Below are 26,616 nucleotides of genomic sequence, written 5' to 3' on the forward strand. Positions count from 1 at the left end.
AGTTACGGCTGAGTCAGCCCGCCCAGGGGGGAGAAAAGGTGATAACGCCCCCCTGTCGGGCGGGTTGACTCAGCTAATGACGACGGTTAAGGTTCAAAGCGGTGCGCGTTTTGTGCCCTCACACCGATTATTAGCCTGGGTAATATTGTTATATGGAACACATCGATAACCATCGTCGCAAATGGTTGACGCTCGGAGGAGCTGCTCTGGGCATAGCCTTGCTTCCCGGTCAGTCACTCGCCTCATTATCAACTGCACGTCCTCGAATTTTAACACTCAATAATCTTAATACGGGCGAACGCCTCAAAGCAGAGTTTTTCGATGGACGACGGTATATCAAAGAAGAACTTACCCGATTAGATTATTTCTTTCGTGACTATCGTGCGAATAAAATCAAAAGCATTGATCCGCAACTTTTCGACCAGTTATATCGATTGCAGGTCATGTTAGGAAACAATAAGCCGGTACAGCTGATTTCTGGTTACCGCTCTCGTGGCACGAATGAGGATCTTCGCTCGCACAGCCGTGGCGTTGCCAAGCAAAGCTACCATACGCAAGGTAAAGCGATGGACTTCCATATTGAAGGCGTGCAACTCGCGAATATTCGAAAAGCTGCCGTCAAGATGCGAGCTGGCGGCGTCGGATACTATCCGCGTAGCAACTTCGTCCATATTGATACCGGTCCCGCGCGTACCTGGTAAGGCATAGAATAAAAACGCGGCCAGGTTCAATGAATCATCGGCTGTGAAGGCGAAAGCGGAGCGATATGAAATACCAAATTATTCCTGTGACGGCATTTAGCCAAAACTGCACCTTGTTGTGGGCTGAAGAGAGTGGGGATGCTGCTTTAGTCGACCCAGGCGGAGAGGCTGAAAAGTTGAAGCAAGCCGTGGCCCAAGCTGGTGTGACGGTTAAGCAAATCCTTTTGACCCATGGACATTTGGACCATGTTGGGGCGGCAGCGGAACTTGCCAGCTATTATCAGGTGCCTATCAAAGGTCCGCAGCGTGCCGATGCATTCTGGTTGGATGGTCTGCCAGCGCAAAGTCGGATGTTTGGTCTTGATGATTGTCAGCCATTGACGCCGGATGAATGGCTGGATGAAGGCGATACTGTGGCCATCGGCGAAGTACAGCTCTCAGTCTTGCATTGTCCGGGGCATACGCCGGGCCACATTGTCTTTTTTAATGAGTCTGCGCGGCTGGCGATTTCCGGCGATGTGATCTTCAGAGGCGGCGTGGGTCGTAGCGACTTCCCCCAGGGGAATCATGAAGCGCTGATTCAGTCGATTACCACAAAACTGTTGCCGCTGGGTGATGATGTTGCTTTTATCCCCGGGCATGGACCGATGTCGACTTTCGGTGAAGAACGCCGGACTAACCCGTTTTTGCAGGGAATGACTGTCAGGTAACAGATCGGTTGAACACCTAAACTCAGGCGAATAAAAAAGCCAGCCCGGTTGATACGGAGCTGGCTTTTTATTGTCTATCGATTCACGTCTTATAACACGGCAACAATAGCCTCACACAGCGGAGCCATATTTTCTGGCGTCATGCCGGCCACATTGACCCGGCCGGAATTGACGGCATATACGCCAAACTCATCGCGCAGGCGAATGACTTGCTCTTTGCTCAGTCCGCTAAACGAGAACATACCGTTCTGCTGGATTATGAAAGAGAAATCCTGTTGCGCGCCTTTTTCTTGAAGGGTATTCACAAACAGCTGACGCATACGTTGAATACGCTCGCGCATCGCTGTCAGTTCCTGCTCCCAAATCCCCCGTAGAACGTCGTTAGACAAAATCGTCGCTACGACAGCAGCTCCATGAGAAGGCGGGTTAGAGTAGTTTGCACGAATCACCGCTTTTATCTGACTAAATGCGGTATCGACTACCGCGCTATCCGCGGCAACCAACGTACAGGCTCCCACTCGTTCGTTATACAAGCCAAAGTTTTTGGAATAGGAGCTCGCGACCAGCAGTTCTTGATGTTTGGCAGCGAAAGTGCGCAGACCCTGAGCATCTTCATCCAAACTGTTAGCAAATCCCTGATAGGCGAAATCAAAGAGGGGCAACCAGCCTTTCTGCTGTGAGAGGGAAGCCAATTGGCCCCACTGTTCAGGCGTAGGGTCAATCCCCGTAGGGTTATGGCAACAACCGTGGAATAAAACGATGTCGCCAGTCTGAGCGGCACTCAGGCTTGCCACCATGCCATCGAAATCCAGTTTGTGCGCAGTGGCATCGTAGTAGTCGTAGTCACAGACTTCCAGTCCCACCGCTGCAAAGACGTTTCTGTGGTTAGGCCAGGTTGGATTACTGATCCAAATACGTTTAGCCGAGGTGTTATGCGCAATAAAATCCGCTGCAACACGCAGAGCTCCGGTGCCCCCAGGTGTTTGGGCTGTCCGAGCGCGCTTATTTGTGATGATGTCGTTATCTTTGCCGAACAGCAACTCTTGGGTGCGGAGTGCAAATTCCGGTAAGCCATCGATGCTGAGATAGTTTTTGCTGACTTCATTTTCAAGCAAATACTGTTCTGCTTTTTTTACGCTGGTTAATACAGGTGTTTTTCCGGTTTCGTCCTTATAAACACCGATACCCAGATTGATTTTATGAGGACGCTCGTCAGCGCGAAAGAGATCGGCTAACCCAAGAATAGGGTCGGCTGGAGCAGCAGAGATTTTTTCAAACATTGCGCAGTAGTTCCGTGACTGAATTTAAGCAATAGAGCTAGCAGGTTAACGCTAGCGCCAGGCTTTGCCAACCGTTTGCATCAAAGAAATGACATTTACTGGGAAAGGAAGAACACAAGCAGGTCAACAGAATGTTAGCTTTTACATAAACTAAAACGCCAGCCGGAGATACCGGCTGGCGTGTAATCTAAACCTGGTTTTTTCAACTAAACTACCAAAAAAGGCAGATAATCTTTACTCAGATTAGAACTGGTAAACAACACCCAGTGCTACGCGGTCATCGTTAGCGACACGGTATGCGTTATCGTTGTCCAGCAGGTTGATGTCGTATTCAGTGTAGACGGACATGTTTTTGTTGAACGCGTAGTTAGCACCCAGGCTGACGTATTTGCTTACGTAGTCATTGTTGCCGTTAGAGTCGTCTTTCGCTTTGGCGGAAACGTAACCCAGAGACGGAGTCAGACCGAAGTCGAAGGTGTACTGCGCGACAGCTTCGAATACTTTGGTTTTGTCTGCGGTGCTTGTGAAAGCGGTTAAACCGTTACCGATATAGGTCAGGTTGCGGTATTCACCGTAGGTCGCGGCCAAATAAACGCTGTTAGCGTCATATTTCAGACCTGTAGCCCAAGCTTCAGCACGGTCACCGTGACCATCGTCTGATTGATCGGTAGTACGGTCAACGGTTTCATAAGAACCGATTACACCCACGCCGATCGGTGAAGTGTAAGAAGAAGACACACCCCAGCCGTCGCCATTCTGGCGTTCTACAACACGAGAACCTTCGTTTTTGCCTTGGTACTGTACGGCGAAGTCCCAGCCATCAACCAGGCCGAAGAAGTTTTTGTTGCGGTAGGTTGCTACGCCAGAGCTACGGCCTGTGATGCTGTCGGTGTACTGGCTGTCGCTGCCAAATTCTGGCAGAACGTCGGTGTAAGAAATACCGTCGTAGGCGATGCCCAGGTTACGACCGTAGTCGAATGAGCCGTAGTCAGCGAATTTGAAGCCAGCGTAAGCGTAGCGAGTTTTGCTAGCAGATGCATTCTGGTTTTCAGCGCCTGAAGCATTGAATTCATATTCGAAACGACCGTAACCGGTCAGTTCGTTAGTGATCTGAGTTTCACCTTTGAAGCCAAGACGAGCATAAGTTTTGTCGCCATCGTTATCGGAGTCATCGGAGAAGTAGTGCAGGCCAACAACTTTGCCGTAAAGATCCAGCTTGTTGCCGTCTTTATTATAGACTTCAGCTGCATTTGCTGCGCCTGCAGCTAACAAAGCCGGGATTACCACTGCAAGAAAATTGCGCTTCATCATTGTTACCCTCATTGGTGTTATTGGACACCTACATTTGCCTCGAAAATTTCTTACGGAACTTTTGTGGCAATTGTGATGTCTTCCTGTGTCTGCACGCAGTTTTCCATTCACTAGGTCGTTAAGCTACCCTAAAAATGATACTAAGTTCGTAATCAGGTAACCATTGGAAAATATGTATTACAAAATGTAAAAACCACTGAACTTTTTACAAGAATGCTAAATAAAAGAAGGGGCCGTTATAAACGGCCCCTTCGCTATTCTAGATATTTGTTTTGCTTATATTAATTTTTTATTAAAAGCTCGCGTTACGTGGAGTTCGAGGGAACGGAATGACATCTCGAACATTTTGGACGCCGGTCACATAAGCGACCAAACGTTCGAAACCAAGACCGAATCCGGAGTGGGGAACCGTGCCGTAACGGCGCAGATCGCGGTACCAACTGTAGTCTTCTTTGTTCAGTCCCATTTCTTCCAGGCGACGGTCAAGATGGTCAAGACGCTCTTCACGTTGAGAGCCACCGATAATTTCACCGATACCCGGCGCCAAAACATCCATCGCGGCAACCGTTTTACCATCATCATTCATGCGCATATAAAACGCTTTGATATCTTTCGGGTAATTTTTAACCACCACGGGCGCTTTAAAATGTTTCTCAGCCAGATAGCGTTCGTGCTCTGAAGACAGGTCGATGCCCCAAGAAACCGGGTTTTCGAATGTTTCGCCGCAGTTTTCAAGAATAGTGATTGCGTCTGTGTAATCCACCTGAGAGAAATCGGCATGAATAAATTCCTCCAGACGGGTCAGCGCCTCCTTATCTACGCGCTGAGCGAAAAATGCCATATCGTCCGCGCGTTCTTCCAGAACAGCTTTAAACACAAACTTGAGCAGGTCTTCAGCCAGTTTGGCCGTATCTTCCAGATCGGCGAAAGCGACTTCGGGCTCGATCATCCAAAATTCAGCAAGGTGACGACTGGTGTTCGAGTTTTCAGCGCGGAAGGTCGGGCCAAAGGTGTAGATTTTGGATAGGGCGCAGGCGTAGGCTTCCCCATTCAGCTGGCCGGATACGGTCAGAAAAGCTTCTTTACCGAAGAAATCTTCATTGAAATCAACCGCTCCCTGTTCGGTACGCGGCAGATTTTCCAAATCCAATGTGGATACGCGGAACATTTCGCCAGCGCCTTCAGTGTCGGAGGCGGTAATCAACGGAGTGGAAACCCAGTTGTAACCTTGCTGGTGGAAGAAGCGATGGACGGCTTGAGCCAGTGTGTTACGGACGCGGGCGACAGCGCCGATCAGGTTGGTGCGTGGACGCAAGTGAGCGACTTCCCGCAGGTATTCTATACTGTGACGTTTGGCCGCCATAGGGTAGGTGTCCGGATCGTCAACCCATCCCACTACGCTCACGTTAGTCGCCTGCAGCTCGAAGCTTTGGCCCTGACCGGGGGATGCGACGACTTTACCCGTGATTTCCACTGAGCAGCCGGTCGTCAGGCGCAGAATATCACTCTGATAATTCTCAAGATTATTATTAACCACGGCCTGTAGTGAATCAAAGCAGGAACCGTCATAGACGGCAATGAAGGAAATACCGGCTTTAGAATCTCTCCGGGTACGTACCCAGCCGCGCACGGTGACTTCGTTGTCAACGGCGACACGGCCTTGCAGTACGTCGACTACAGGCACTACGCTCATAACATTCTCTCTTTGAATAAAATATGTTTAAAAAACAGTAAACGCCCTAGCTTAGGGCAGCATTGCTATGTTACTTGCCGGTATGCAGGACACAAGTAGAAATCACCGGAATGCAATAAGTTTTGTGCATTCCGGCGTCACTGGATTAAAGATTAAGCGATGGTCAGTGGGAACCGGCGTTTTAACTTGCCTTACGGACCTGTGGCAGGTCAAAAGCTTCACGCAGAGCGCTAACGAATGCCGGGTCGTGGCAAATGGTTTTTCCCGGGCTGTCAGATAATTTTGCTACCGGTCGTCCGTTACATTCGACCAACTTGATGACGATATTGAGCGGGGTGACGCCCGGAATATCGCAGGTAAGGCGCGTACCGATGCCAAAAACAAGATCGATGCGCTGCCAGAAATGGCGATATAGCGCGATTGCTTTATCCATATTCAGGCTGTCAGAGAAGACTAACGTCTTCTCCATCGGATCTATGCCGAGCGAAAGGTAATGCGCGATTGCTTTTTCGCCCCACTGGATAGGATCCCCTGAATCGTGGCGCAAGCCCTGATAGGCTTGCGCAAAGCGCGGGTCAAAATCCCTGAGGAACGCATCCATGGCGATGCAGTCTGTCAGAGCGATACCCAGTTGGTCGGGATATTCCTGTAGCCAAGCTTCCAGCGCCGCACGCTGGCTGTTTTCGAGCGTTGGACTGATTTGTTGATGCGCCTGAAACCATTCGTGAGCCTGGGTTCCTACCGGCGTCAGCTGCAGTCTCCGCGCGAGATCATAATTGCTGGAACCAATCAGATAAGGAAACTCAGCTTTCAGCGTACGCACGATGTTGAATTGCACATCGCGAGAGAATCGACGACGTGTGCCGAAATCCATCAGCTTGAAACGAGACAAATCCATGCCGGCGTTTGCCGTTTTGAACTGGTTGAGCGTTTGTTGCAGCTGTGCGAGTGCGTCGTTCACGCTGACCCGCGGTGAGCGCGAGCGGTGAACGACTTCGCTGACGACCGACAATAAAGGCACTTCCCACAGAATCACTTCACGCCAGGGGCCCGCGATGCGAATATCCAATCGGCCCTGATGATTGCTGATGTGAACCTGTCGGGGATTGAAGCGAAACGTCTTCAGCCAATTCAGATAATCCGTTTTGAAGAAAGGCAGCGCCGAAAGATAGTCAAACTCGTCCTCGCTGAGCGCCAGGCTGCCCATGGCCTCCACCTGTGCGGAGATCTCCTCCGCATACACGCCTAGTTTTTCGTCACCGCGGCAGCGGAACTCCGCCGCCACCTCAACATCGTAATACTGATGGTAGACAGCCTGCTGCATATGCAGTTTGTAGGCATCGGTATCCAGCAACGAGGTCAATATCGGGGAAGGGTTACAAGTCATAATGCGTTACAGCATCCTCGTTCAACGCAGTTAAGCGGTTAAAACGATGACGGAAGGGCTCGGAACCTTCCCAAAATCGTCTGTTTGTTCGCGCTATATCACCATAACGGGCGGATTTAGGCGAGATTCAAATGTGCGATTGTGAAAATAAAGTGTCTATTTTTTTGCCGTTTTTAACATTAGTGTTTGAAACCCAATGTTTTTTATACTAAACAAAAATTTAAAAAAAAACGCGTTGCTCATGATTCAAAAGCGAGAAATAGGGAATGTTTGCATTCCGTATCAGAGATCCTTTTAATAGAGGTAACAGTTTGTTCAATAAAGAATCTGTGTGTGAAAAAACCGCATTTTGATGCGTTGTTCCGACGGTTCGAAGGGAAATGACAAACGCTGAATTCACCTCTTGGTACGTCTATATTGAAAGACTCGGTGGTTTAACTCAGTTTACGCACCGTCGAACAACGCCGGCGCTGAATGAGAAAAACTCGCGTCCTTATTGAAATGGCGCTTCTGAACTCCGGCGGGCCTGATTGCATGACCTGTCGCCATTACTGTCCGTCACAAAGGTAACGATTTATGAGCCAGCAACCCCAAGTAAAATATCGGCACGACTACCGCGCGCCGGACTACACCATCACCGACATCGCATTAGATTTCGACCTGGGCCCGGATAAAACGCGGGTGATCGCTACCAGTCAGGTTATTTTGCAGGGCGAAACCGGCGCCCCCTTGCGGCTGGACGGTGAAGGATTGCACCTGATCGATATTCTGGTGGACGGCCAGCGCTGGACAGAGTACCAACAGCTTCCCGATGGCCTGGAACTTAATGGGTTGCCGGCCAAATTCGCGTTGCAGATCGAAACAGAAATCAACCCGGCCGCCAACAGCGCGCTGGAAGGGCTGTATCAGTCCGGCGATGCGTTGTGTACCCAATGCGAGGCCGAGGGGTTCCGCCACATCACCTATTATCTCGACCGTCCCGATGTACTGGCGCGTTTCACCACCCGCATCACCGCTGATAAAAATCGTTATCCCTACCTGTTGTCGAACGGCAACCGCGTTGCACAGGGCGAACTTGCCGATAACCGCCACTGGGTTGAATGGCAGGACCCGTTCCCCAAACCTTGTTATCTCTTTGCCTTGGTGGCGGGCGATTTTGACGTTTTACGCGACACGTTCACCACGCGTAGCGGTAAAGACGTCGCACTGGAACTGTACGTCGATCGCGGCAATCTCGATCGTGCCGATTGGGCCATGACGTCGCTCAAAAATGCAATGAAGTGGGACGAAACGCGCTTTGGTCTGGAGTACGACCTCGACATCTATATGATCGTCGCCGTCGACTTCTTCAACATGGGGGCGATGGAAAACAAAGGACTGAACGTCTTCAACTCTAAGTACGTTCTGGCTAAAGCGGAAACCGCAACCGATAAGGATTATCTCAATATTGAAGCGGTGATCGGACACGAGTATTTCCACAACTGGACCGGCAACCGCGTTACCTGCCGCGACTGGTTCCAACTCAGCCTCAAAGAGGGCCTGACGGTCTTCCGCGATCAAGAATTCAGCTCCGATCGGGGGTCGCGTCCCGCTAACCGGATCGACAACGTTCGCGTTATGCGCGGTGCGCAGTTCGCCGAAGATGCCAGCCCGATGTCGCATCCTATCCGACCGGATCAGGTCATTGAGATGAATAACTTCTACACCCTGACGGTCTACGAAAAAGGGTCTGAGGTTATTCGAATGATGCATACGCTGTTGGGCGAAGAGAAATTCCAGGCCGGAATGAGGCTGTATTTCGACCGTCATGACGGCAGCGCCGCAACCTGCGACGACTTTGTTCAGGCGATGGAAGATGCTTCTGGCATCGATTTGACGCAGTTCCGTCGCTGGTATAGCCAGTCCGGAACGCCTGTGCTGACGATCCAGGACGACTACGATGCGGCGAATGAGCAATATCGTCTGCAGGTTACGCAAAACACGCCGGTCGGTCATGACAAGCTGCGTAAACAGCCGCTACACATCCCACTGGATATCGAACTGTATGACCACGAAGGTCAGCCGATCCCGCTGGTGCAAAATGGTCAGTCAGTCGGTTCCGTGCTCAGCGTGACCGAACCCGAGCAGACGTTTGTGTTCGAACAGGTGCCATGTCAGCCGGTGCCTTCTCTATTAAGAGAGTTTTCTGCGCCGGTGAAAGTCAACTACAGCTGGGGCGACGAACAACTGACCTTCCTGATGCGTCATGCGCGCAATGCCTTTTCGCGCTGGGATGCGGCGCAAAGTCTGCTGGCTAGCCACATCCGTCTAAACGTAGCGCGCTATCAGCAGAAACAGCCGTTATCGCTGCCATTGCATGTGGTTGACGCTTTCCGCGGCGTTTTATTGGATGATTCGCTGGACCCGATGCTGGCCTCGCAGATCTTGTCGTTGCCTGGCGAAAATGAAATCGCGGAACTGTTCGATATCATCGATCCTGAAGCGATTTCCGCCGTGCGTCATGCGTTGACCCAAACGCTGGCGAAGGAAATGGCTGACGAGCTGCTGGCGGTGTATCGCGACAATCAGACGCCGGCCTATCGCGTCGATCAGGACGACATGGGGAAACGCGCGCTGCGTAATGTGTGCCTGCACTATCTGGCGTTTGGCGACGAACAGCAGGCGGATGCTCTGGTGAGTCGTCAGTTCGAACAGGCCGACAATATGACAGACTCCCTGGCGGCGCTGTCAGCGGCGGTGAGCGCATTATTGCCGTGCCGCGATGCGCTGCTGGCGTCATTCGACGAACGCTGGCATCAGGATGGTCTGGTCATGGATAAATGGTTTACGCTTCAGGCGACCAGCCAAGAAACCGACGTCCTTGATCGTGTGCGAGCGCTGTTGAAACACCGCTCTTTCAGCTTGAACAACCCGAACCGTTTGCGGTCATTAGTGGGTGCCTTTACCTCAGCCAACCCGGCGGCCTTCCATGCTTCTGACGGCAGCGGCTACCGTTTCCTGACAGAAATGCTGGTCGATCTCAATACGCGCAATCCACAGGTCGCCGCCCGTTTGATCGAGCCGTTGATCCGCTTGAAGCGCTACGATCACGGGCGTCAGGAACAGATGCGCAAAGCGCTGGAAACGCTGAAAGCGTTGCCTAATTTGTCGGGAGATTTGTTCGAGAAGATTACGAAGGCATTAGAAGCCTAAACGCTTTTAAGCGCAGCCTTGAGCCTATCGCTGGCGTCGCCGTCATATAAACTGGCGACGTAAAAAGGGTTAACACAGAAAGTCGAGGGGCGTTTCATCGCAGGATAGTCGAGGCCATGTTGAAGCACGAAAGCAGGGCTTTAATGTACCGCAACGTTTTGACGATGATGAAAAGCAGTGGTGCTTCACACGAAAAAACATCGCTTTATGTCACTCTGAAACAGCCGCTCGCCTGCGAAAGGTAGCGGCTGTTTTTTTCGTCTTATGACAGAGACTAGAATGCGGCCCGAGTCAAAGATGCATGATGCTCGGGTTTGGCGGGGGTCAGAATGCGCTCCAACACACTAGCTTCCAGCTCGGCCAGTTTCGCCGAGCCCCGGCGCCGAGGACGCGGTTGATCGACCAGAATATCCAGACCGACCTTGCCATCTTCAATCAAGATAACGCGGTCTGCCAGTGCGACCGCTTCGCTGACGTCATGGGTGACCAGCAGGACGGTAAAACCTTGTTCCAGCCAGAGTGATTCGATCAGTCTCTGCATTTCGATACGCGTTAACGCATCCAGTGCGCCCAGCGGTTCATCCAGCAGCAGCAGACCGGGGCGGTGGATCAATGCGCGAGCCAGCGCCACACGCTGTTTTTGTCCGCCGGAAAGGGCGGCTGGCCATTCGTTTGCACGCGAGGCCAGTCCCACGGCCGCCAGCGCATCCTGTGCGGCAGTGCGCCATTCACCCCGCAGCCCCAGCCCTACGTTATCAATCACTTTCTTCCAGGGAAGCAGGCGAGCCTCCTGAAACATCAGTCGGATATCGGACCGAGACTGGCTCAACGGGGCGCTGCCAGCCAGAAGTTCCCCGGATGAGACGGTTTCCAGTCCGGCAAGCAGGCGCAGCAGAGTACTTTTGCCGCAGCCGCTGCGGCCAACGACGGCGACAAACTGACCCGCCGGGATAGGCAGTTGAATATCCTGCAGGATAGTGCGTTGGCCGTAACGTTTGCTCACGCCATTGATTAATAGCGGCATACCTGCGTTAAGACGCGCCGGTGAGGATAGCGAAGTAAGATTCATGCAGGTTCCTCCTTAGATTGATAGGCGGGGTGCCAGCGTAGCCAGACGCGCTCCAATAACACGGTGCTGACGTCAGCCAGCTTGCCCAGGCAGGCGTAGAGAATGATGGCGACTACCACGACATCGGTCTGGAGAAACTCGCGGGCATTCATCGCCAGGTAACCAATTCCCGAGCTGGCTGAAATGGTCTCCGCCACAATCAGCGTCAGCCACATCAGCCCTAACGCGAACCGGACGCCGACCATGATGGAAGGCAGCGCGCCGGGCAGCACGACCTGACGAAACAGGCTGAATCCCGACAATCCATAGCTGCGCGCCATTTCCAGCAAACCACCATCGAGATTACGGATGCCGTGATAGGTGTTGAGGTAAATAGGAAACAGGGTGCCCAGTGCGACTAAAAAGATCTTGGCGCTTTCTTCAATGCCAAACCACAGGATCACCAGCGGAATCAGCGCTAAATGTGGAATATTGCGCAGCATCTGGACGGAGGTATCCAGTAGACGTTCGCCCGTGCGGGAAAGTCCGGAAATAAAGCCGAGCAGCAGGCCAAGCGATCCGCCAATGGCGAAACCGATCAACGCGCGCCAGGTGCTGATCGCCAGATGTTGCCACAGCTCGCCGCTGACGGTCAGCCGCCAAAAAGCGGCGACGATGGCTTCGGGAGAGGGCAGGATTCGGGTGGACAGCCAGCCGGTTTGCGACGCGATCTGCCAAACCACCACCAGCAGCAGCGGTAGCGCCCAGGGCGTGAGTTGATAAGCCGCCTGTCGCGATAGCGTTTTCATGAGCGATCCTTAGCTTTGCGCGGCCTGGAGTGGCACATAGTTGTTGCCGATCACTTCGCCCAGCGCGGGTAGCGTTCGGGGCGCAGGCACGTCGGGAACCGCGACGTCCAGATGGGGGAACAGCAGTTCGGCTACACGATATGCCTCTTCCAGATGCGGATAGCCGGACAGAATAAACGTGTCGATGCCGAGGTTCGCATACTCCTGAATGCGCTCTGCGACCGTCTCTGGATCACCTACCAGCGCCGTTCCCGCGCCGCCGCGCACTAATCCAACGCCTGCCCAGAGGTTAGGGCTGATCTCCAGTTTGTCGCGTTTACCGCCGTGCAGGGCGAGCATGCGCTGTTGGCCTACGGAATCGTAACGTCCCAGCGCTTGCTGGGCTTTGGCGATGGTGTCGTCATCCAACTGAGAGATCAGTCTGTCCGCCGCTTGCCAGGCTTCTCGAGTGGTTTCCCGCACAATCACGTGCAGGCGAATGCCGAAACGCACCGTGCGGCCTTGGGCTGCGGCTTTGGCGCGCACCTGCTCAATTTTCTCTTTGACCTGCGCCGGGGGTTCTCCCCAGGTGAGGTAGAGTTCGACTTGCTCCGCCGCCAGATCCTGTGCGGCGTCGGAGGACCCGCCAAAGTACAGCGGCGGCCTTGGCTGCTGCACGGGCGGGAAGATCAACCGGGCGCCTTTAACCTGAAGATGTTTGCCGTCGAAATCCACGGTTTCACCTTCCAGTACCCGCCGCCAGATATGGGTGAACTCGGCGGACGCCTCATATCTCTCTTCGTGATTGAGAAACAGACCTTCGGCGGCCAGCTCGTCAGGATCGCCGCCAGTCACCAGATTGAACAACGCGCGGCCATTGGAAAGACGGTCCAGCGTCGCCGCCTGACGGGCAGCCAGCGTCGGTGAAATGATGCCGGGACGAAGTGCGACCAGAAAACGCAGCCGCTGTGTGACGGGGACGAGTGATGAAGCCACCAGCCAGGAGTCTTCGCAGGAACGGCCTGTGGGGATCAAGACACCACCGAAGCCGAGTTGATCCGTCGCCTGAGCGATTTGTTGCAAATAGCGGTAATCCACAGGTCGTGCCGATTCTCCGCTGCCGAGGTAATGACCGTCGCCGTGTGTGGGGAGAAACCAGAAAATGTTGAGGCTCATGACGTATCTCCAGTCAAATTTATTATTCGGAAGGGGCGTGCCAGACCTGCGTTGAGATCGTGATTGGCACCGGAATCAGACGGTTTTGATAGAACAAATCCGCCGTTTCCTGCTGTGCGCGGATGACGTGCTGATCGAGGGGGCGGATCACCGTCACCGGGCGATGATCCAGATAGCTTGTGATCACCGCACGTGGAAGTCCTATCGCATTCGCCAGCAGGTCCGTGCTTTGCGGACGTTCGCTGACCGTGAATTTTTCAGCCTCTGTCAGCGTGTCCAACACCTGTCGGATAAACGTTCCGTTGCGCTCGGCGTAAGCACGCGACGCCAGATAAAACGCGCCGGTCTGGTTCAGTTGAGTGCCGTCGGTCAACACGCGCACGTCGCCCTGCAGCTGGGCGGCGGAATAGTAGGGATCCCAGATGGCCCAGGCATCCACATTTCCTTGTTGAAAGGCGGCGCGAGCGTCGGCTGGCGACAGGTAAGCAGGCTGAATATCGCTAAACGACAGTCCCGCCTGTTGCAGCGCACGCAGCACCAGATTGTGTGAACTGGAGCCTTTCTGGAACGCCACTCTTTTGCCTTTCAGATCCGCCACGCTATTAACCGGACTATTGGCGGAGACCAAAATGACTTCAGCTTTGGGTTTCGGGGGTTCGACGCCGATGTAGAGGAGATCTGCGCCAGCGGCCTGAGCAAATATCGGTGGCGTATCGCCGGTACTGCCGACATCAATGCTGCCGACGTTCAGCGCTTCCAACATTTGCGGCCCGGCTGGAAACTCAATCCAGCGAATGGCGGTATGCGGAAAACGTTTTTCCAGTAGCTGGTGCGTTTTTGTAAGCAACAGACTGACCGATCCCTTTTGGTAACCGATCCGCAACTGCGGCGGACTCTCGGCGGCAAAGGTGACGGAAGCCAGCCCCAGCGTGCCAACCATCAGCCAGGGCGATTGTCTTTTCAACCATGAGAACATGCGGCAATCCTAGGCGCTGTGCTGCAGTTGGGGATAGCGCTGACGTCTCAGCAGCGCCTGGAACAGATTCTCTAACGACTCCTGCAGCCGCTCTTGCAGCGCACTGGAGAATTCTGGCGTGCGGTCGTAATCACGGATCTGGCTGTCGTCGGCAAACACGCTTTGGAGGATCTCCTGCGCCTTCAGCGCATTGAGTACCGGCAGGAGGCTGTAGTCGACAGCCAGCATGTGCGCGAGCGAACCGCCGGTGGCGATGGGCAGTACGGCCTTATGAGCCAGAGCCCGCTCGGGCAGGACATCCAATAAGGCTTTTAGACCGCCGGTAAAAGAGGCCTTGTAAATCGGGGTGGCGATGATAACGCCATCCGCCGTGGACAACTGTTCGTTGAGCGTTTGTAAGGCCGGACTGTCGAAGCGGGCATTGAGGAGATCTTCCGGGGGGAAATTGTGTAGATGCCAGGGAAGGACTTCCACGCCCTTGGCTGTCAGCCACTTGCCCGCATGCTGCAAAAGCGCGGTGGACCGTGACGGGTAGCGGGGACTCCCTGCTAAAGTGATAACGCGCATAGGCACTCCTTCCAACATATTGTTAGCAACTCTTACCATTAGGCAACATGCTGTCAGTCTGGCAGACGCCGGCTTATTCCATTAAATGATTTATTGTGTAATCGAAAGACTGAAAGTGCATAACATTGTCAGCGCTATCGCCCGCTCGCCGTTATCCGCGAGGCCTTTTTTGTCACAGGTCAATTCCCTTTCTGGAGCGGATGGCCGATAATACTGCCCCGGTCTGCAACCGGGAATCCAGGAGAGTCCATGTACCCCCTTATTCGTAAAGCGTTATTCCAGCTCGACCCAGAGCGCGCGCATGAGTTTACCTTTCAGCAGTTGCGTCGTATCAGCCATACCCCACTCGAATTTCTTGTCCGTCAGTCTGTTCCTACCAAACCCGTGACCTGCATGGGGCTGTCGTTTAAAAACCCGTTGGGGCTTGCCGCCGGTCTGGATAAAGACGGCGAATGCGTGGATGCGCTGGGGGCGATGGGATTTGGCTTCATAGAAGTCGGGACCGTGACGCCGCGTCCTCAGCCGGGAAATGATAAGCCGCGCTTATTTCGTTTGGTGGAAGCCGAAGGATTAATTAACCGCATGGGATTTAATAATCTCGGGGTGGATAACCTGGTGGAGAACGTTAAAAAATCTCATTTCGGCGGCGTATTGGGGATTAATATCGGCAAGAATAAAGACACGCCGGTAGAGAATGGAAAGGACGATTATCTGATCTGCATGGAGAAGACTTATGCTCACGCAGGTTATATCGCCATTAATATTTCATCGCCGAATACGCCAGGACTACGAACGCTTCAGTACGGCGAAGCCCTGGATGATTTGTTACAAGCGGTAAAAAATAAACAGGCGGAATTGGAAGCCCAGCATCAGAAATATGTGCCAGTGGCGGTGAAAATAGCGCCGGATCTTTCAGAGGAAGAATTGATCCAAATTGCAGATAGTCTGGTGCGACATAATATCGATGGCGTGATCGCGACCAATACCACGTTGGATCGTCAATTGATCCAAGGGTTAAATCACAGCGGTCAGACGGGGGGATTAAGCGGTCGTCCATTACAGCTGCTCAGTACCGAAGTGATACGTCGTTTATCTCAGGAACTAAACGGTCGTCTACCCATTATCGGCGTTGGAGGGATTGACTCTTTGATGGCGGCCCGGGAAAAAATGGCGGCGGGGGCAACGCTGGTGCAAATCTACAGTGGGTTTATTTTCCGTGGACCAGGTCTAATTAAAGATATCGTCACTCATATCTAGTTTTTTCATCTTCATTCATAGCCGGGGGTTTATTTCTGCTCCCGGCTAGTCTATATTTTTTTGGCTGTATAAAAATAACGCATTCGAGTTCCCTAAGGGTTAATTTTGCAGGCGCTAAATATCGCAGGCAGCGCAAAAGGAAGAATGAAGGTATTACGATGAAATTAAAACCTGACGATAATTGGCGTTGGTATTTTGACAGCGAACAGCAGCGCCTGATGTTGGATCTGGCCGACGGAATGTTATTCCGATCCCGTTATCCGATGTCGATGTTAACCCCAGATGCTTTTATGGACAGCGCATTTTGCGTCGATGATGCTGCGTTATTTTTTACCTATCAGGAAAAGTGCCAAAGAATAACGCTTCCTCAAGCTGAAAAAGCCGAACTGATATTAAATGCGCTGGTTGCGAATCGCTTTATGAAACCGCTGATGCCCAAAAGCTGGCATTTCACGCCGCAATCAGGTGAGAGCTACCGCCCAACTACCGGGGACATCGTTAACGTCCAACTCGTCGATCGCGATGAAGATGCCAGTCTTCTGGTAGTGGAAGAGGGGGAGAAAGCCAGTCTGTGTTTATTGGCGCAAAGCCAACTGACGCTAAATGCGAAGACGCTGCAGCTTGGCGACCCCATCAAAATTATGCATGACCGGCTGTCGCCAGCAGCGTCAATTGATGATGTCGACAGCGATTCGTCGCAGTATGCCTGCGTAGGCTGATCTCGCCGATGACGGATGCACCACATGAATCTGGCATTAATCGGTGAGGCATATCGTCCCATGGCCAGGCGATTGTCAGGCGAATGACCGTCTTATCTTCTTGATGTCGTTATTTGGCTGTTGCGTCTGTCTCCATCCCGTTCTGACTTTCTCTCCCAGGCTTATCACGCATTTTCACGTTGCCTGACTCATTGAGCTTCCTCTCAGGAGCGTCGGCCTAAACGTCTAAGGATTTCCGTTCACGCCTTCTTTATACGTTTTGTGCGGCCTGTTACCTGCTTTTGGGGCTTACCTCAACCTGAATTTCCTCCGCTGACAGCACCACAGTCTCGTCCCATCGGCCCGCAGGTGCCGTGACGTGGCGCTATCCTTCCCCCAGCGCGCATCGTTAGGCTCAAGAAGCAGGGGAGCCAAACCTCGCATGGCTAAGCGCATGATGACGTCGATCGGCTGCGGTGCATTATGACAACCGGTGGGGATTAGCTATAATGCGCCTCAATTTTCTTTAAGGTGATATCTGCTCTATGAACTCTCTGTTTGCCAGCACGGCGCGTGGTTTGGAAGAATTATTAAAAAGCGAACTTGAGGCGCTGGGCGCTCAGGATTGCGCGGTCGTGCAGGGGGGCGTGCATTTTCAGGGAGACGATCGCCTGGTGTACCAAAGCCTGATGTGGAGCCGTCTGGCCTCCCGCATCCTGCTTCCGCTCAATGAATTCAATGTCTACAGCGATTTGGACCTCTATTTGGGGGTTCAGGCGGTGGACTGGTCGACCATTTTCAGCGTCGATAAAACGTTCGCCGTCCATTTCAGCGGGACCAACGACGAAATTCGTAATAGCCAATATGGCGCACTGAAAGTCAAAGATGCCATCGTCGATAGCTTTACCCGCCGTACCGGCCAGCGTCCCGACGTGGCGAAACAGCAGCCGGATATCCGCATCAACGTTTTCCTGCAACGTGAAAAAGCCAGCGTGGCGATTGATCTCAGCGGCGATGGCCTGCATATGCGCGGCTACCGTGAACTGGCCGGTCAGGCGCCCCTCAAAGAAAATCTGGCTGCGGCTATCGTGCTGCGGTCCGGGTGGGAAAACGGCACGCCGATGGTCGATCCCATGTGCGGCTCCGGGACCTTGTTGATCGAAGCGGCCATGATCGCCGCCGATCGGGCGCCGGGGTTACATCGCCATCATTGGGGATTCCTGGCGTGGGAGCAATTCAATCCGACGCTGTGGAAAGAGGTCACCACCGACGCGCAGCAGCGCGCCCGCGCCGGCGTGCAGGCCACCGCGTCCCGCTTCTTCGGTTCTGATAACGATCGTCGGGTTATCGACATCGCTCGCGCTAACGCCCGCCGCGCTGGCGTCAGTGAACTGATCCGGTTTGATGTCTGCGACGCCGTACAACTAAAAAATCCGCTGCCGGAAGGTCCTACCGGAACGGTGCTGAGCAACCCGCCTTACGGCGAACGTCTGGAAAGTGAACCGGCCCTGATTGCATTGCACAACATGCTGGGACGGATTATGAAAGCCTCTTTCGGCGGCTGGCAGCTGTCCCTGTTCAGTGCCTCGCCGGAGCTGCTGAGCTGTTTACAGCTGCGCGCCGACCGCCAGTTCAAAGCCAAAAACGGCCCGCTGGATTGTGTGCAGAAAAATTACCAGCTGGCGGCGAACAGCGCGGAAAGCGTCAGCGCGCCCGCGGATGATTTTGCTAACCGACTGAAGAAAAACCTGCGTAAGCTGGACAAATGGGCCAAACAGCAGGGCATTGAATGCTATCGCGTCTACGATGCCGATCTGCCGGAATACAATGTCGCCGTCGACCGTTACGGCAGTTGGGTGGTCGTGCAGGAATATGCGCCGCCGAAGACGGTGGATGCTCAGAAAGCTCGCCAGCGTTTGTTCGACGTGATCAATGCCACGTTGAGCGTGCTGGGCGTGCCGACCAATCAGCTGATTCTCAAGACGCGTGAGCGTCAAAAAGGCAAAAGTCAGTATGAGAAACTGGCTCAGAAAGGCGAGTTCCTGCTAGTGGACGAGTACAACGCGCGACTGTGGGTCAACCTGACCGACTATCTGGATACCGGGCTGTTCCTGGACCACCGCGTCGCCCGTAAAATGTTGGGTGAATTGAGTCACGGAAAAGATTTCCTGAACCTGTTCGCCTACACCGGTACAGCCAGCGTTCACGCAGGCATCGGCGGCGCACGCAGCACGACTACGGTAGACATGTCGCGCACTTATCTGGAATGGGCGGAGAAGAACCTGCGGGCCAATGGGCTCACCGGGCGTAACCACCGATTGATCCAGGCGGATTGCCTGGGCTGGTTAAGCCAGTCTAACGAACAGTTCGACGTGATCTTTATCGATCCGCCGACATTCTCCAACTCCAAACGCATGGAGGCCACGTTTGATGTGCAGCGTGATCATCTGATGCTGATGAAGGATTTAAAGCGCCTGCTGAAACGCGGCGGCACCATCATGTTTTCCAACAATAAACGGGGCTTCCAGATGGATATGGAAGGACTCGCCGCGCTGGGTCTGGAAGCGCAGGACATCACTGCCCGCACCCAATCGCAGGATTTCGCCCGTAATCGTCAGATTCACAACTGCTGGCTGCTGAAGCACGCCGGAGAGGAAAAGTAATTACATGTCATTAATCAGTTTATCTGGCGCCTGGCTGTCATTCAGCGACGCGCCGCTGTTGGACAACACCGAGCTGCACATCGAAGACAACGAACGTGTTTGTCTGGTCGGTCGTAACGGCGCCGGGAAGTCCACGTTGTTAAAAATCCTTGCGAAGGATATCCCTCTGGACGATGGACGTTTGGTCTTCGAGCAGGATCTGATCGTCGCCCGATTGCAGCAGGATCCGCCGCGTAATGTGGCAGGCAGCGTGTTCGACTTCGTGGCAGAAGGCGTCGCGGAGCAGGCCGAGCATTTGAAGGCGTATCATGCCGCGCTGCGTCTGGTCGAAACCGATCCCAGCGAGCGGAACCTGAATCAACTGGCTAAGGTTCAGGAAGTGCTGGACCATCAGGGACTCTGGAAACTGGAAGACCGCATCAACGCCGTTCTGGAACAGTTGGGCCTGACGGCAGATACGCCGCTGTCTTCCCTGTCCGGCGGCTGGCTGCGCAAAGCGGCGTTGGGCCGGGCGCTGGTGAGCGCTCCCCGCGTATTGCTGCTGGACGAACCGACAAACCATCTGGACATTGAAACCATAGACTGGCTGGAAGGATTCCTGAAATCCTTCCAGGGCAGCATCATTTTCATTTCCCATGACCGTTCTTTCATCCGCAATATGGCGACCCGAATCGTTGATTTGGACCGCGGCAAACTCGTTTCCTGGCCGGGCGACTATGATAAGTATCTGGCGGGCAAGGAAGAGGCTCTGCGAGTGGAAGAACTGCAGAACGCGGAATTTGACCGCAAACTGGCGCAGGAAGAGGTTTGGATCCGTCAGGGCATCAAGGCGCGACGCACCCGTAATGAAGGGCGTGTGCGCGCCTTGAAGGCCCTGCGTCAGGAGCGTACTCAGCGTCGTGAAGTGATGGGATCGGCCCAAATGCAGGTGGAAGAGGCGGCGCGCTCCGGCAAGATTGTCTTTGAACTGGAAAACGCCAGCTATCAGGTGGGCGGAAAAGTCTTGCTGAACAACTTCTCCGCTCAGGTGCAGCGCGGCGATAAAATTGCGTTGGTCGGGCCTAACGGCTGCGGTAAAACCACGTTGTTAAAGCTGATGCTGGGTCAACTGAAGGCAGACAGCGGCCGCATCCACTGCGGGACCAAGCTGGAAGTGGCTTACTTCGACCAGCACCGGGCCGAACTGGACCCTGAGCGGACCGTGATGGACAACCTGGCCGAAGGCAAGCAGGAAGTGATGGTCAATGGCCGTTCTCGCCATGTGCTCGGCTATTTGCAGGACTTCCTGTTCCATCCTAAACGGGCGATGACGCCGGTGAAGGCGTTGTCTGGCGGGGAGCGAAATCGCCTGTTGCTGGCGCGACTATTCTTAAAGCCCAGCAACCTGTTGATTCTCGATGAACCGACCAACGATCTGGATGTGGAAACGCTGGAACTTCTTGAAGAGCTGCTCGACAGCTATCAGGGCACGGTATTGCTGGTGAGCCATGACCGTCAGTTCGTCGACAACTCGGTAACGGAGTGCTGGATTTTCGAAGGCAACGGCGTCATCGGGCAGTATGTCGGGGGGTATTACGACGCACAGCAGCAGCGTTCGGTCGCGACTCCGCTGCGCGCGACGGCTCCCGCCGCACCGGCCGAGACCAAGTCTGCGCCCGTCGCAGCGCGACCGGCTAAACAGGCTGCCACGGTTAAGCTGAGCTATAACCAGCAGCGTGAGCTGGCGCAGCTGCCTCAACAGTTGGAAGCTTTTGAGCTTGAAATTGCCTCCTTGCAGGAACAGATGAACGATCCGTCGTTTTTCTCACGTCCTCATGAGGAAACACAGCCGGTGCTGGACGCGTTGGCGCTGGCCGAACAACGTCTGGAAACCAGTTTCGCCCGCTGGGAAGAGCTTGAGTCTTTGCAAAACGGCAACGCGTAGCTTTTGACGTCAGGCAGACCCGCGTCGCGGCTGCCTGGCTGGCAACAGGAGGTTATTGATGTGCACCCACTCCCACTCTGCGGAGAGTAAGATGCTGTGCCCGCAGTGCGACCTGCTGGTCGAACTTCCTGACTTACGGCCAGGTCAGCGGGCGCTGTGCCCGCGCTGCAGTACGCTGCTGACGAGTCATCGTCCGGAAGCGCGCTGGCGTTCGGTGAGTTTCGCCGTCAGCGCGCTGGTGATGCTCTTCCTGTCTGCGCTATTTCCCTTCGTCTCCATGCAGGTGGCGGGGATCACCAGCGAAGTCACTTTGCTGGAAATACCCAAAGTCATGGTGGATGAGAATTACGCCAGCATGGCGACGCTGTTCATGCTGTTCGTTCAATGTATTCCCGCCAGTTGCATGCTCATTATTATCGGGCTGTGTGGACGTGTTCGGATGAGCCTTGAGCTCACCCGACTGCTGGCGCGGATTTTGTTCCACCTGAAAAGCTGGGGCATGCCGGAAATCTTTTTGGCCGGTGTTCTGGTGAGTTTCGTTAAACTGATGGCTTACGGCAGCATCGGCATCGGCATCAGCTTTATTCCTTATGTTCTGTTTTGTCTTCTGCAACTGCTGGCTTTCCAAAGTCTCGATCGCCGGCGGCTATGGCATGACGTCACGCCGGCACCGTCAGTGCCGGATTCGCTGGAAGCCGGGCGCAGCGGCATTGCGCAGGGCGTACGCTCGTGCAGTTGTTGCACGGCGGTGCTCCCGGCTGATGAATGGGTTTGCCCGCGGTGCCATACGCATGGACATCTTCGTCGGCGGCACAGCTTGCAATGGACGCTGGCGCTGCTGATCACATCGCTGATGCTGTATATCCCGGCGAATATGTTGCCCATTATGGTGACGGAGGCGCTGGGCAATCGTATGGACTCCACGATTATGTCCGGCGTGGTCATGCTGTGGGGCTCCGGGTCTTATCCGGTCGCCCTGGTGATTTTTATCGCCAGTATCATGGTGCCGACGCTCAAGATGATGGCGTTGGGCTGGCTATGCTGGTGTACGCAAGGCAAAAGCCGCCACGATACCGAGCGAATGCACTTGGTCTACGAGGTGGTGGAATTCGTGGGACGTTGGTCCATGATTGATGTGTTCGTGATCGCCGTGCTGTCCGCGTTAGTTCGCGTCGGTCGTTTTATGAGCGTGTATCCTGAAATCGGCGCAGTGCTGTTTGCCGCGGTGGTTATTCTGACCATGCTTGCCGCTATTATGTTTGATCCCCGCCTGTTGTGGGATCGCTACAACCGTGAGTGAGAGGAGTTTTCCATTGACGAAAAATAACCACAGCGCTGCGGAGATTGAATCGCTTAAGCGCTGGTCTCCGGTCTGGATTGTGCCCATCGTCACGTTGCTGATCGGCGCCTGGATCCTGTTTTACCACTTCAGCCATCAAGGCCCGGAAATTACGCTGACGGCGCAAACGGCTGATGGGATTGAGGCGGGGAAAACGCCCATCAAAAGCCGCAGCGTTAACGTCGGCGTGGTGGAAAGCGTGGTGCTGAGTAAAGACCTCCACCAGGTTGAGATTAAAGCGCGTTTGAATAACGACATGGATCACCTGCTGAGCACCGATTCGGTGTTCTGGGTGGTGAAAGCTCAGGTCGGGCGTGAAGGGATATCCGGTCTCGGAACGCTGCTGTCTGGGTCGTTCATCCAGTTGCAGCCGGGTTCCAGCAAGGAAGAAAGCCGAGACTTCAAACTCTTAGACAGCCCGCCGTTGGCCTCCCCGGATGCTAAAGGGATCCGCGTCTCGCTAACCAGCGAGCGCGCCGGGCAGCTGAATGCGGGCGATCCGGTGCTGTTTCGCGGTTACCGCGTGGGTTCGGTGGAAACCAGCCACTTTGACCCCGCGGCGCGAAAAATGAGCTACCGACTGTTCATTAATGCGCCCTATAACTCGCTGGTAACCAGCAATGTTCGCTTCTGGAAAGATAGCGGCGTCGCGCTCGATCTCTCTGCGCAGGGGATGCGCGTCGAAATGGGTTCGCTGACGACGCTACTGAACGGCGGCGTAAGCTTCGACGTGCCGAGCGGTTGGGAGCTGGGCGATCCGGCGAAAGAACATGCCGAATACCAACTCTATGACAGCCAGCGCAGCATTCAGGACACGCTGTATACCCGGTACAAAGAATATCTGATGTTCTTCGACGAGTCCGTACGCGGTCTGCAGCCGGGCGCGCCGGTCGAGTTCCGCGGCATCCGTCTGGGGACGGTGTCTCAGGTGCCGTTCTTCCCGCATGAAATGAAGCAGAGTCTGGCTAATGACTACCGTATTCCGGTCATGATCCGCATCGAACCGGATCGTCTGCAGGCGCACGTCTGGGACCAGCTGAATCTGGAACAGGAAATCAAGGAAGCGCCAGCCTTGGGGCTGCGAGCCTCCATGAAAACGGCCAATATCCTGACCGGCGCGCTGTATATCGATCTGGACTTCTATCCGCAGTTGAAGGGACGCCCAGTGTCGATGGTCAAAGTCGACGGTTACGAGGTCTTGCCCACCGTGAGCGGCGGATTGTCGCAGATCCAGCACAAGGTGATGGCGGTATTGGATAAGGTGAATAACCTGCCGTTGACGCCGATGGTGTCTCAGGCCACCCAAACGCTGGCCGAAAGTCAGGCGACCTTGCGCGAGCTTCAGAAAACACTGGCGTCGCTGAATCAGATCACCGGCAACAAGTCGATGCAGCAGCTGCCTCAGGATATGCAGCGGACGCTGCGCGAGCTGAATCGTAGCATGCAAGGCTTCCAGCCGGGCTCTCCCGCCTATAACAAGATGGTGAATGATATGCAGCGGTTGGATCAGGTATTGCGTGAACTGCAACCGCTGTTGCGCACCTTGAACGGTAAGAGCAATGCACTGGTGTTCGAAGCATCCGGTGGTCAGGATCCGCAACCGAAGAAGGCGAAATAAATCATGATGAAAGGATGGACATTGGCATTGGTGCTGCTGCTGGGAGCATGCAGCAGCGACTCGCAGAAAGTCTACTACCAGCTGCCGTCGGAGGGCGACAAAGCCACGGCCTCCGTCACGCCGGCTTCCGCGCCTCATCTGTGGGTGCGCGGGGTCGCGCTGGCTGATTCGCTGTCGAACAGCGGGATTGTGTATCAGACGTCTGACGTACGATACACCATTGCCAGCAACAACCTGTGGGCCAGCCCGCTGGATCAGCAGTTGCAGCAGTCGTTGATAGCGACGCTGCAACAGGGGCTGCCGTCATGGGGCGTGGTCAGTCGCGAGCCGGATGGCGATCGGGCGACGCTGGATATCACCGTTTCGGCCTTCCAGGGCCGCTATGACGGGAGTGCGGTGATCCGCGGGGCCTGGACGCTGCGTTATCAGGATCGCATCATTACTCAGCCGTTCAACGTCACGCTGCCGCAGACTGACGACGGCTATGATGCGTTGGTGAAAACGCTGGCCGCCGGCTGGCAACAGGTGGCTCAGTCCATCGTGCGTCAGGCTGCCGCACTGTCCTAATTTGTTCTAAAAACAGGCCGCTGAATGTCGAATTTTTTATAAGCAAAGACACTCAGCGGTTTTGTTTTCCTCTCAAACGCTTACCGTTCCCTGTTCCCGCCTTTAGGTAAAAGATTCCGATATTGGCTCACAAATATGACAATGGCGTGAATATTGCGCCTTGATCTTCAGACCAGGAATCGCTATTCCTTAAGTGTGGTTGCTTACAAAGTAATCACCATTCTTTCCACCAGACTCGTATGAGGGAAATGAGGCATGAAGAGACAGAAACGAGATCGCCTTGAACGGGCGCATTCACGCGGTTATCAAGCAGGTATTTCTGGTCGACCTAAGGAGCTTTGCCCCTATCAATCGATCAATGCTCGGTCTTACTGGTTGGGAGGGTGGCGACAAGCCATGGAAGATAGGGCAGTAGCCGCTTAGCGGCTGCCTTATCTATCGAAAAGGAACCACCTCCGCCTTGCTGCGGAGGTTTTTTATGGCGGCTCCCATCGCTGTGACGACCGTCATAACGACGGGGTTGGGATGGGGCTCTTCACATCCTCGCTAGAAGCAAATGACAAACGGCTGCTCATCGCTTCGGCCAACTGCGCCAGCAGGCGTTCGCTGTCTTCCCAGCTCAAACACGGGTCCGTAATGGACTGGCCGAACGTCAGCGAGGCGGGATTCAACGACGGCTGAGTCCCCTCCACCAGGAAACTTTCTATCATCACTCCCGCAATAGCCGTGCTGCCTTCTGAGAGTTGCCGACAGACCGAGAGGGCGACCTCTTTCTGACGCAGGTGCTGCTTCTGACAATTACCATGACTAAAATCGATGATAAGCCGCTGCGTCAGGGAAAATGACGCCAGCTGTTGGCAGGCCTGCGCCACATCTTCGGCATGGTAGTTGGGGCGGGTGCCTCCGCGCATAATGATATGGCCGTGCGGGTTTCCCGATGAGCGGTAGACCGCCATCTGGCCTTGTTTATCCGGCGACAGGAAACGATGAGGCGCCTGAGCGCAGCGGATCGCGTCAATCGCAATGCGGATATTGCCGTCCGTGCCGTTTTTGAAACCGACCGGGCAAGGGAGCGCTGACGCCATTTCCCGATGAACCTGACTCTCCGTCGTGCGTGCGCCAATGGCGCCCCAGCTGATCAAATCGGCAATATACTGGCCGGTGACGATATCCAGAAATTCGGTGGCCGTCGGCAGTCCCAGCGCGTTGATGTTCAGTAGCAACTGACGGGCGAGTTTTAAGCCGGTATTGACCTGAAAAGATCCGTCCAGATGGGGATCTGCGATTAATCCCTTCCATCCCACCACCGTACGCGGTTTCTCAAAATACGTGCGCATCACGATTTCCAACTGATGTTGATAACGCGTGCGTAGCACGGCTAAGCGGCGAGCGTACTCCAGAGCGCTTTCGGGATCATGAATGGAGCATGGGCCGATGATGACAAGCAGGCGCGGGTCTCGCCCGGAAAGAATATTTTCAATATGGGCTCGCGCCGTGGTTACGGTTTCGGCGACGTCTGGCGTGACAGGCAGGAGGCCGATCAGTTGGTCCGGCGTCAGCAGCGTATCAAGGCGTGAGCTGCGAAGTGCATCAGTCTGGGGCATGAGAGCATTCTCTTTAATGAGGAAGACGCGGTGCTGAAATAGGGAAGGCGGAGCGCATGAAACAAGGATCAAGGCTCCGGCGGTTCTCCCGTCAGCACGATGCCGAGAAGTCTACCA

21 protein-coding genes are annotated in these 26,616 nt (G+C 54.4%); 11 read left to right on the forward strand and 10 right to left on the reverse strand.

The genetic code is table 11. The features are described 5' to 3' along the window. Nucleotides 1-152 precede the first annotated feature (152 nt). Both mepK and CKQ53_RS12445 read left to right on the forward strand, forming a co-directional pair. Nucleotides 153-701: a peptidoglycan L,D-endopeptidase MepK gene (mepK, locus tag CKQ53_RS12440; protein WP_026742703.1), complete on the forward strand. Its 549-nt coding sequence runs from the start codon at nt 153-155 to the stop codon at nt 699-701. Nucleotides 702-766: 65 nt separating this feature from the next. After that, nucleotides 767-1,411: an MBL fold metallo-hydrolase gene (locus CKQ53_RS12445; protein ID WP_094117979.1), complete on the forward strand. Its 645-nt coding sequence runs from the start codon at nt 767-769 to the stop codon at nt 1,409-1,411. Between the two features lie 89 nt (nt 1,412-1,500). Here the strand turns inward: CKQ53_RS12445 and CKQ53_RS12450 are convergent, their stop codons facing one another. From CKQ53_RS12450 to pncB, 4 genes are all read right to left on the reverse strand, one after another. Next, nucleotides 1,501-2,691, reverse strand: a complete 1,191-nt coding sequence (locus tag CKQ53_RS12450) for an amino acid aminotransferase (RefSeq protein ID WP_094117980.1) — start codon at nt 2,689-2,691, stop codon at nt 1,501-1,503. A 243-nt stretch (nt 2,692-2,934) separates the two neighbouring features. Continuing rightward, nucleotides 2,935-4,002, reverse strand: coding sequence for a porin (locus CKQ53_RS12455; protein WP_085650857.1), 1,068 nt, complete (start codon nt 4,000-4,002; stop codon nt 2,935-2,937). A gap of 292 nt (nt 4,003-4,294) precedes the next feature. Then, nucleotides 4,295-5,695 carry an asparagine--tRNA ligase gene (asnS, locus tag CKQ53_RS12460; protein WP_085650856.1) on the reverse strand — a complete coding sequence of 467 codons (1,401 nt, stop codon included), beginning with the start codon at nt 5,693-5,695 and terminating at the stop codon, nt 4,295-4,297. Nucleotides 5,696-5,876: 181 nt separating this feature from the next. Then, a complete protein-coding gene (pncB, locus tag CKQ53_RS12465) occupies nt 5,877-7,082 on the reverse strand; it encodes a nicotinate phosphoribosyltransferase (protein WP_118895039.1) in 1,206 nt (401 codons plus the stop codon). 576 nt (nt 7,083-7,658) lie between these two features. On the opposite strand from pncB, the gene pepN reads away from it, so the two are divergent. Beyond that, the gene (gene pepN / locus CKQ53_RS12470) at nt 7,659-10,274 is read left to right on the forward strand and encodes an aminopeptidase N (protein ID WP_094117981.1); all 2,616 of its coding nucleotides are present in this window, start codon (nt 7,659-7,661) and stop codon (nt 10,272-10,274) included. Between the two features lie 274 nt (nt 10,275-10,548). Here pepN and ssuB read toward each other — a convergent pair whose 3' ends face one another. Genes ssuB through ssuE form a run of 5 tightly spaced genes read right to left on the reverse strand, consistent with a single transcriptional unit; the run spans nt 10,549 to nt 14,829 of the window. Next, nucleotides 10,549-11,343 carry an aliphatic sulfonates ABC transporter ATP-binding protein gene (gene ssuB / locus CKQ53_RS12475; RefSeq protein WP_094117982.1) on the reverse strand — a complete coding sequence of 265 codons (795 nt, stop codon included), beginning with the start codon at nt 11,341-11,343 and terminating at the stop codon, nt 10,549-10,551. Then, the gene (ssuC, locus tag CKQ53_RS12480) at nt 11,340-12,131 is read right to left on the reverse strand and encodes an aliphatic sulfonate ABC transporter permease SsuC (protein ID WP_094117983.1); all 792 of its coding nucleotides are present in this window, start codon (nt 12,129-12,131) and stop codon (nt 11,340-11,342) included. Before ssuC ends, ssuB begins: the two co-directional genes overlap by 4 nt. Nucleotides 12,132-12,140: 9 nt before the next feature. Next, nucleotides 12,141-13,286: an FMNH2-dependent alkanesulfonate monooxygenase gene (ssuD, locus tag CKQ53_RS12485; RefSeq protein WP_085650851.1), complete on the reverse strand. Its 1,146-nt coding sequence runs from the start codon at nt 13,284-13,286 to the stop codon at nt 12,141-12,143. Between the two features lie 22 nt (nt 13,287-13,308). Continuing rightward, on the reverse strand, nt 13,309-14,262 hold the full coding sequence (locus CKQ53_RS12490) for a sulfonate ABC transporter substrate-binding protein (RefSeq protein WP_094117984.1): 954 nt from the start codon (nt 14,260-14,262) through the stop codon (nt 13,309-13,311). Between the two features lie 9 nt (nt 14,263-14,271). After that, a complete protein-coding gene (gene ssuE / locus CKQ53_RS12495; RefSeq protein ID WP_085650849.1) occupies nt 14,272-14,829 on the reverse strand; it encodes an NADPH-dependent FMN reductase in 558 nt (185 codons plus the stop codon). 249 nt (nt 14,830-15,078) lie between these two features. On the opposite strand from ssuE, the gene pyrD reads away from it, so the two are divergent. The 8 genes from pyrD to rmf all read left to right on the forward strand — a co-directional run bounded on the left by pyrD (nt 15,079) and on the right by rmf (nt 25,318). After that, nucleotides 15,079-16,086 (forward strand): quinone-dependent dihydroorotate dehydrogenase, encoded by a 1,008-nt coding sequence (pyrD, locus tag CKQ53_RS12500; RefSeq protein ID WP_094117985.1) that lies wholly within the window; start codon nt 15,079-15,081, stop codon nt 16,084-16,086. 158 nt (nt 16,087-16,244) lie between these two features. Next, the gene (locus CKQ53_RS12505) at nt 16,245-16,805 is read left to right on the forward strand and encodes a cell division protein ZapC (RefSeq protein WP_085650847.1); all 561 of its coding nucleotides are present in this window, start codon (nt 16,245-16,247) and stop codon (nt 16,803-16,805) included. Between the two features lie 524 nt (nt 16,806-17,329). Continuing rightward, nucleotides 17,330-19,447 carry a bifunctional 23S rRNA (guanine(2069)-N(7))-methyltransferase RlmK/23S rRNA (guanine(2445)-N(2))-methyltransferase RlmL gene (gene rlmKL, locus CKQ53_RS12510; RefSeq protein WP_118895041.1) on the forward strand — a complete coding sequence of 706 codons (2,118 nt, stop codon included), beginning with the start codon at nt 17,330-17,332 and terminating at the stop codon, nt 19,445-19,447. 4 nt (nt 19,448-19,451) lie between these two features. Continuing rightward, the gene (locus CKQ53_RS12515; RefSeq protein WP_094117986.1) at nt 19,452-21,371 is read left to right on the forward strand and encodes an ABC transporter ATP-binding protein; all 1,920 of its coding nucleotides are present in this window, start codon (nt 19,452-19,454) and stop codon (nt 21,369-21,371) included. A 58-nt stretch (nt 21,372-21,429) separates the two neighbouring features. After that, entirely contained in the window at nt 21,430-22,671 is a 1,242-nt protein-coding gene (gene pqiA, locus CKQ53_RS12520) for a membrane integrity-associated transporter subunit PqiA (RefSeq protein WP_085650844.1), read from the forward strand. Between the two features lie 13 nt (nt 22,672-22,684). Continuing rightward, complete coding sequence (gene pqiB, locus CKQ53_RS12525) at nt 22,685-24,328, forward strand: intermembrane transport protein PqiB (protein ID WP_085650843.1); 1,644 nt, start codon at nt 22,685-22,687, stop codon at nt 24,326-24,328. A 3-nt stretch (nt 24,329-24,331) separates the two neighbouring features. Continuing rightward, nucleotides 24,332-24,895, forward strand: coding sequence for a membrane integrity-associated transporter subunit PqiC (gene pqiC / locus CKQ53_RS12530; RefSeq protein ID WP_085650842.1), 564 nt, complete (start codon nt 24,332-24,334; stop codon nt 24,893-24,895). Nucleotides 24,896-25,150: 255 nt separating this feature from the next. Further along, nucleotides 25,151-25,318: a ribosome modulation factor gene (rmf, locus tag CKQ53_RS12535; protein ID WP_071999766.1), complete on the forward strand. Its 168-nt coding sequence runs from the start codon at nt 25,151-25,153 to the stop codon at nt 25,316-25,318. Between the two features lie 83 nt (nt 25,319-25,401). Here rmf and CKQ53_RS12540 read toward each other — a convergent pair whose 3' ends face one another. After that, nucleotides 25,402-26,499, reverse strand: coding sequence for a 3-deoxy-7-phosphoheptulonate synthase (locus CKQ53_RS12540; RefSeq protein WP_094117987.1), 1,098 nt, complete (start codon nt 26,497-26,499; stop codon nt 25,402-25,404). Nucleotides 26,500-26,616: the final 117 nt, after the last annotated feature.

Source organism: Lonsdalea britannica, from assembly GCF_003515985.1.
Classification (GTDB): domain Bacteria; phylum Pseudomonadota; class Gammaproteobacteria; order Enterobacterales; family Enterobacteriaceae; genus Lonsdalea; species Lonsdalea britannica.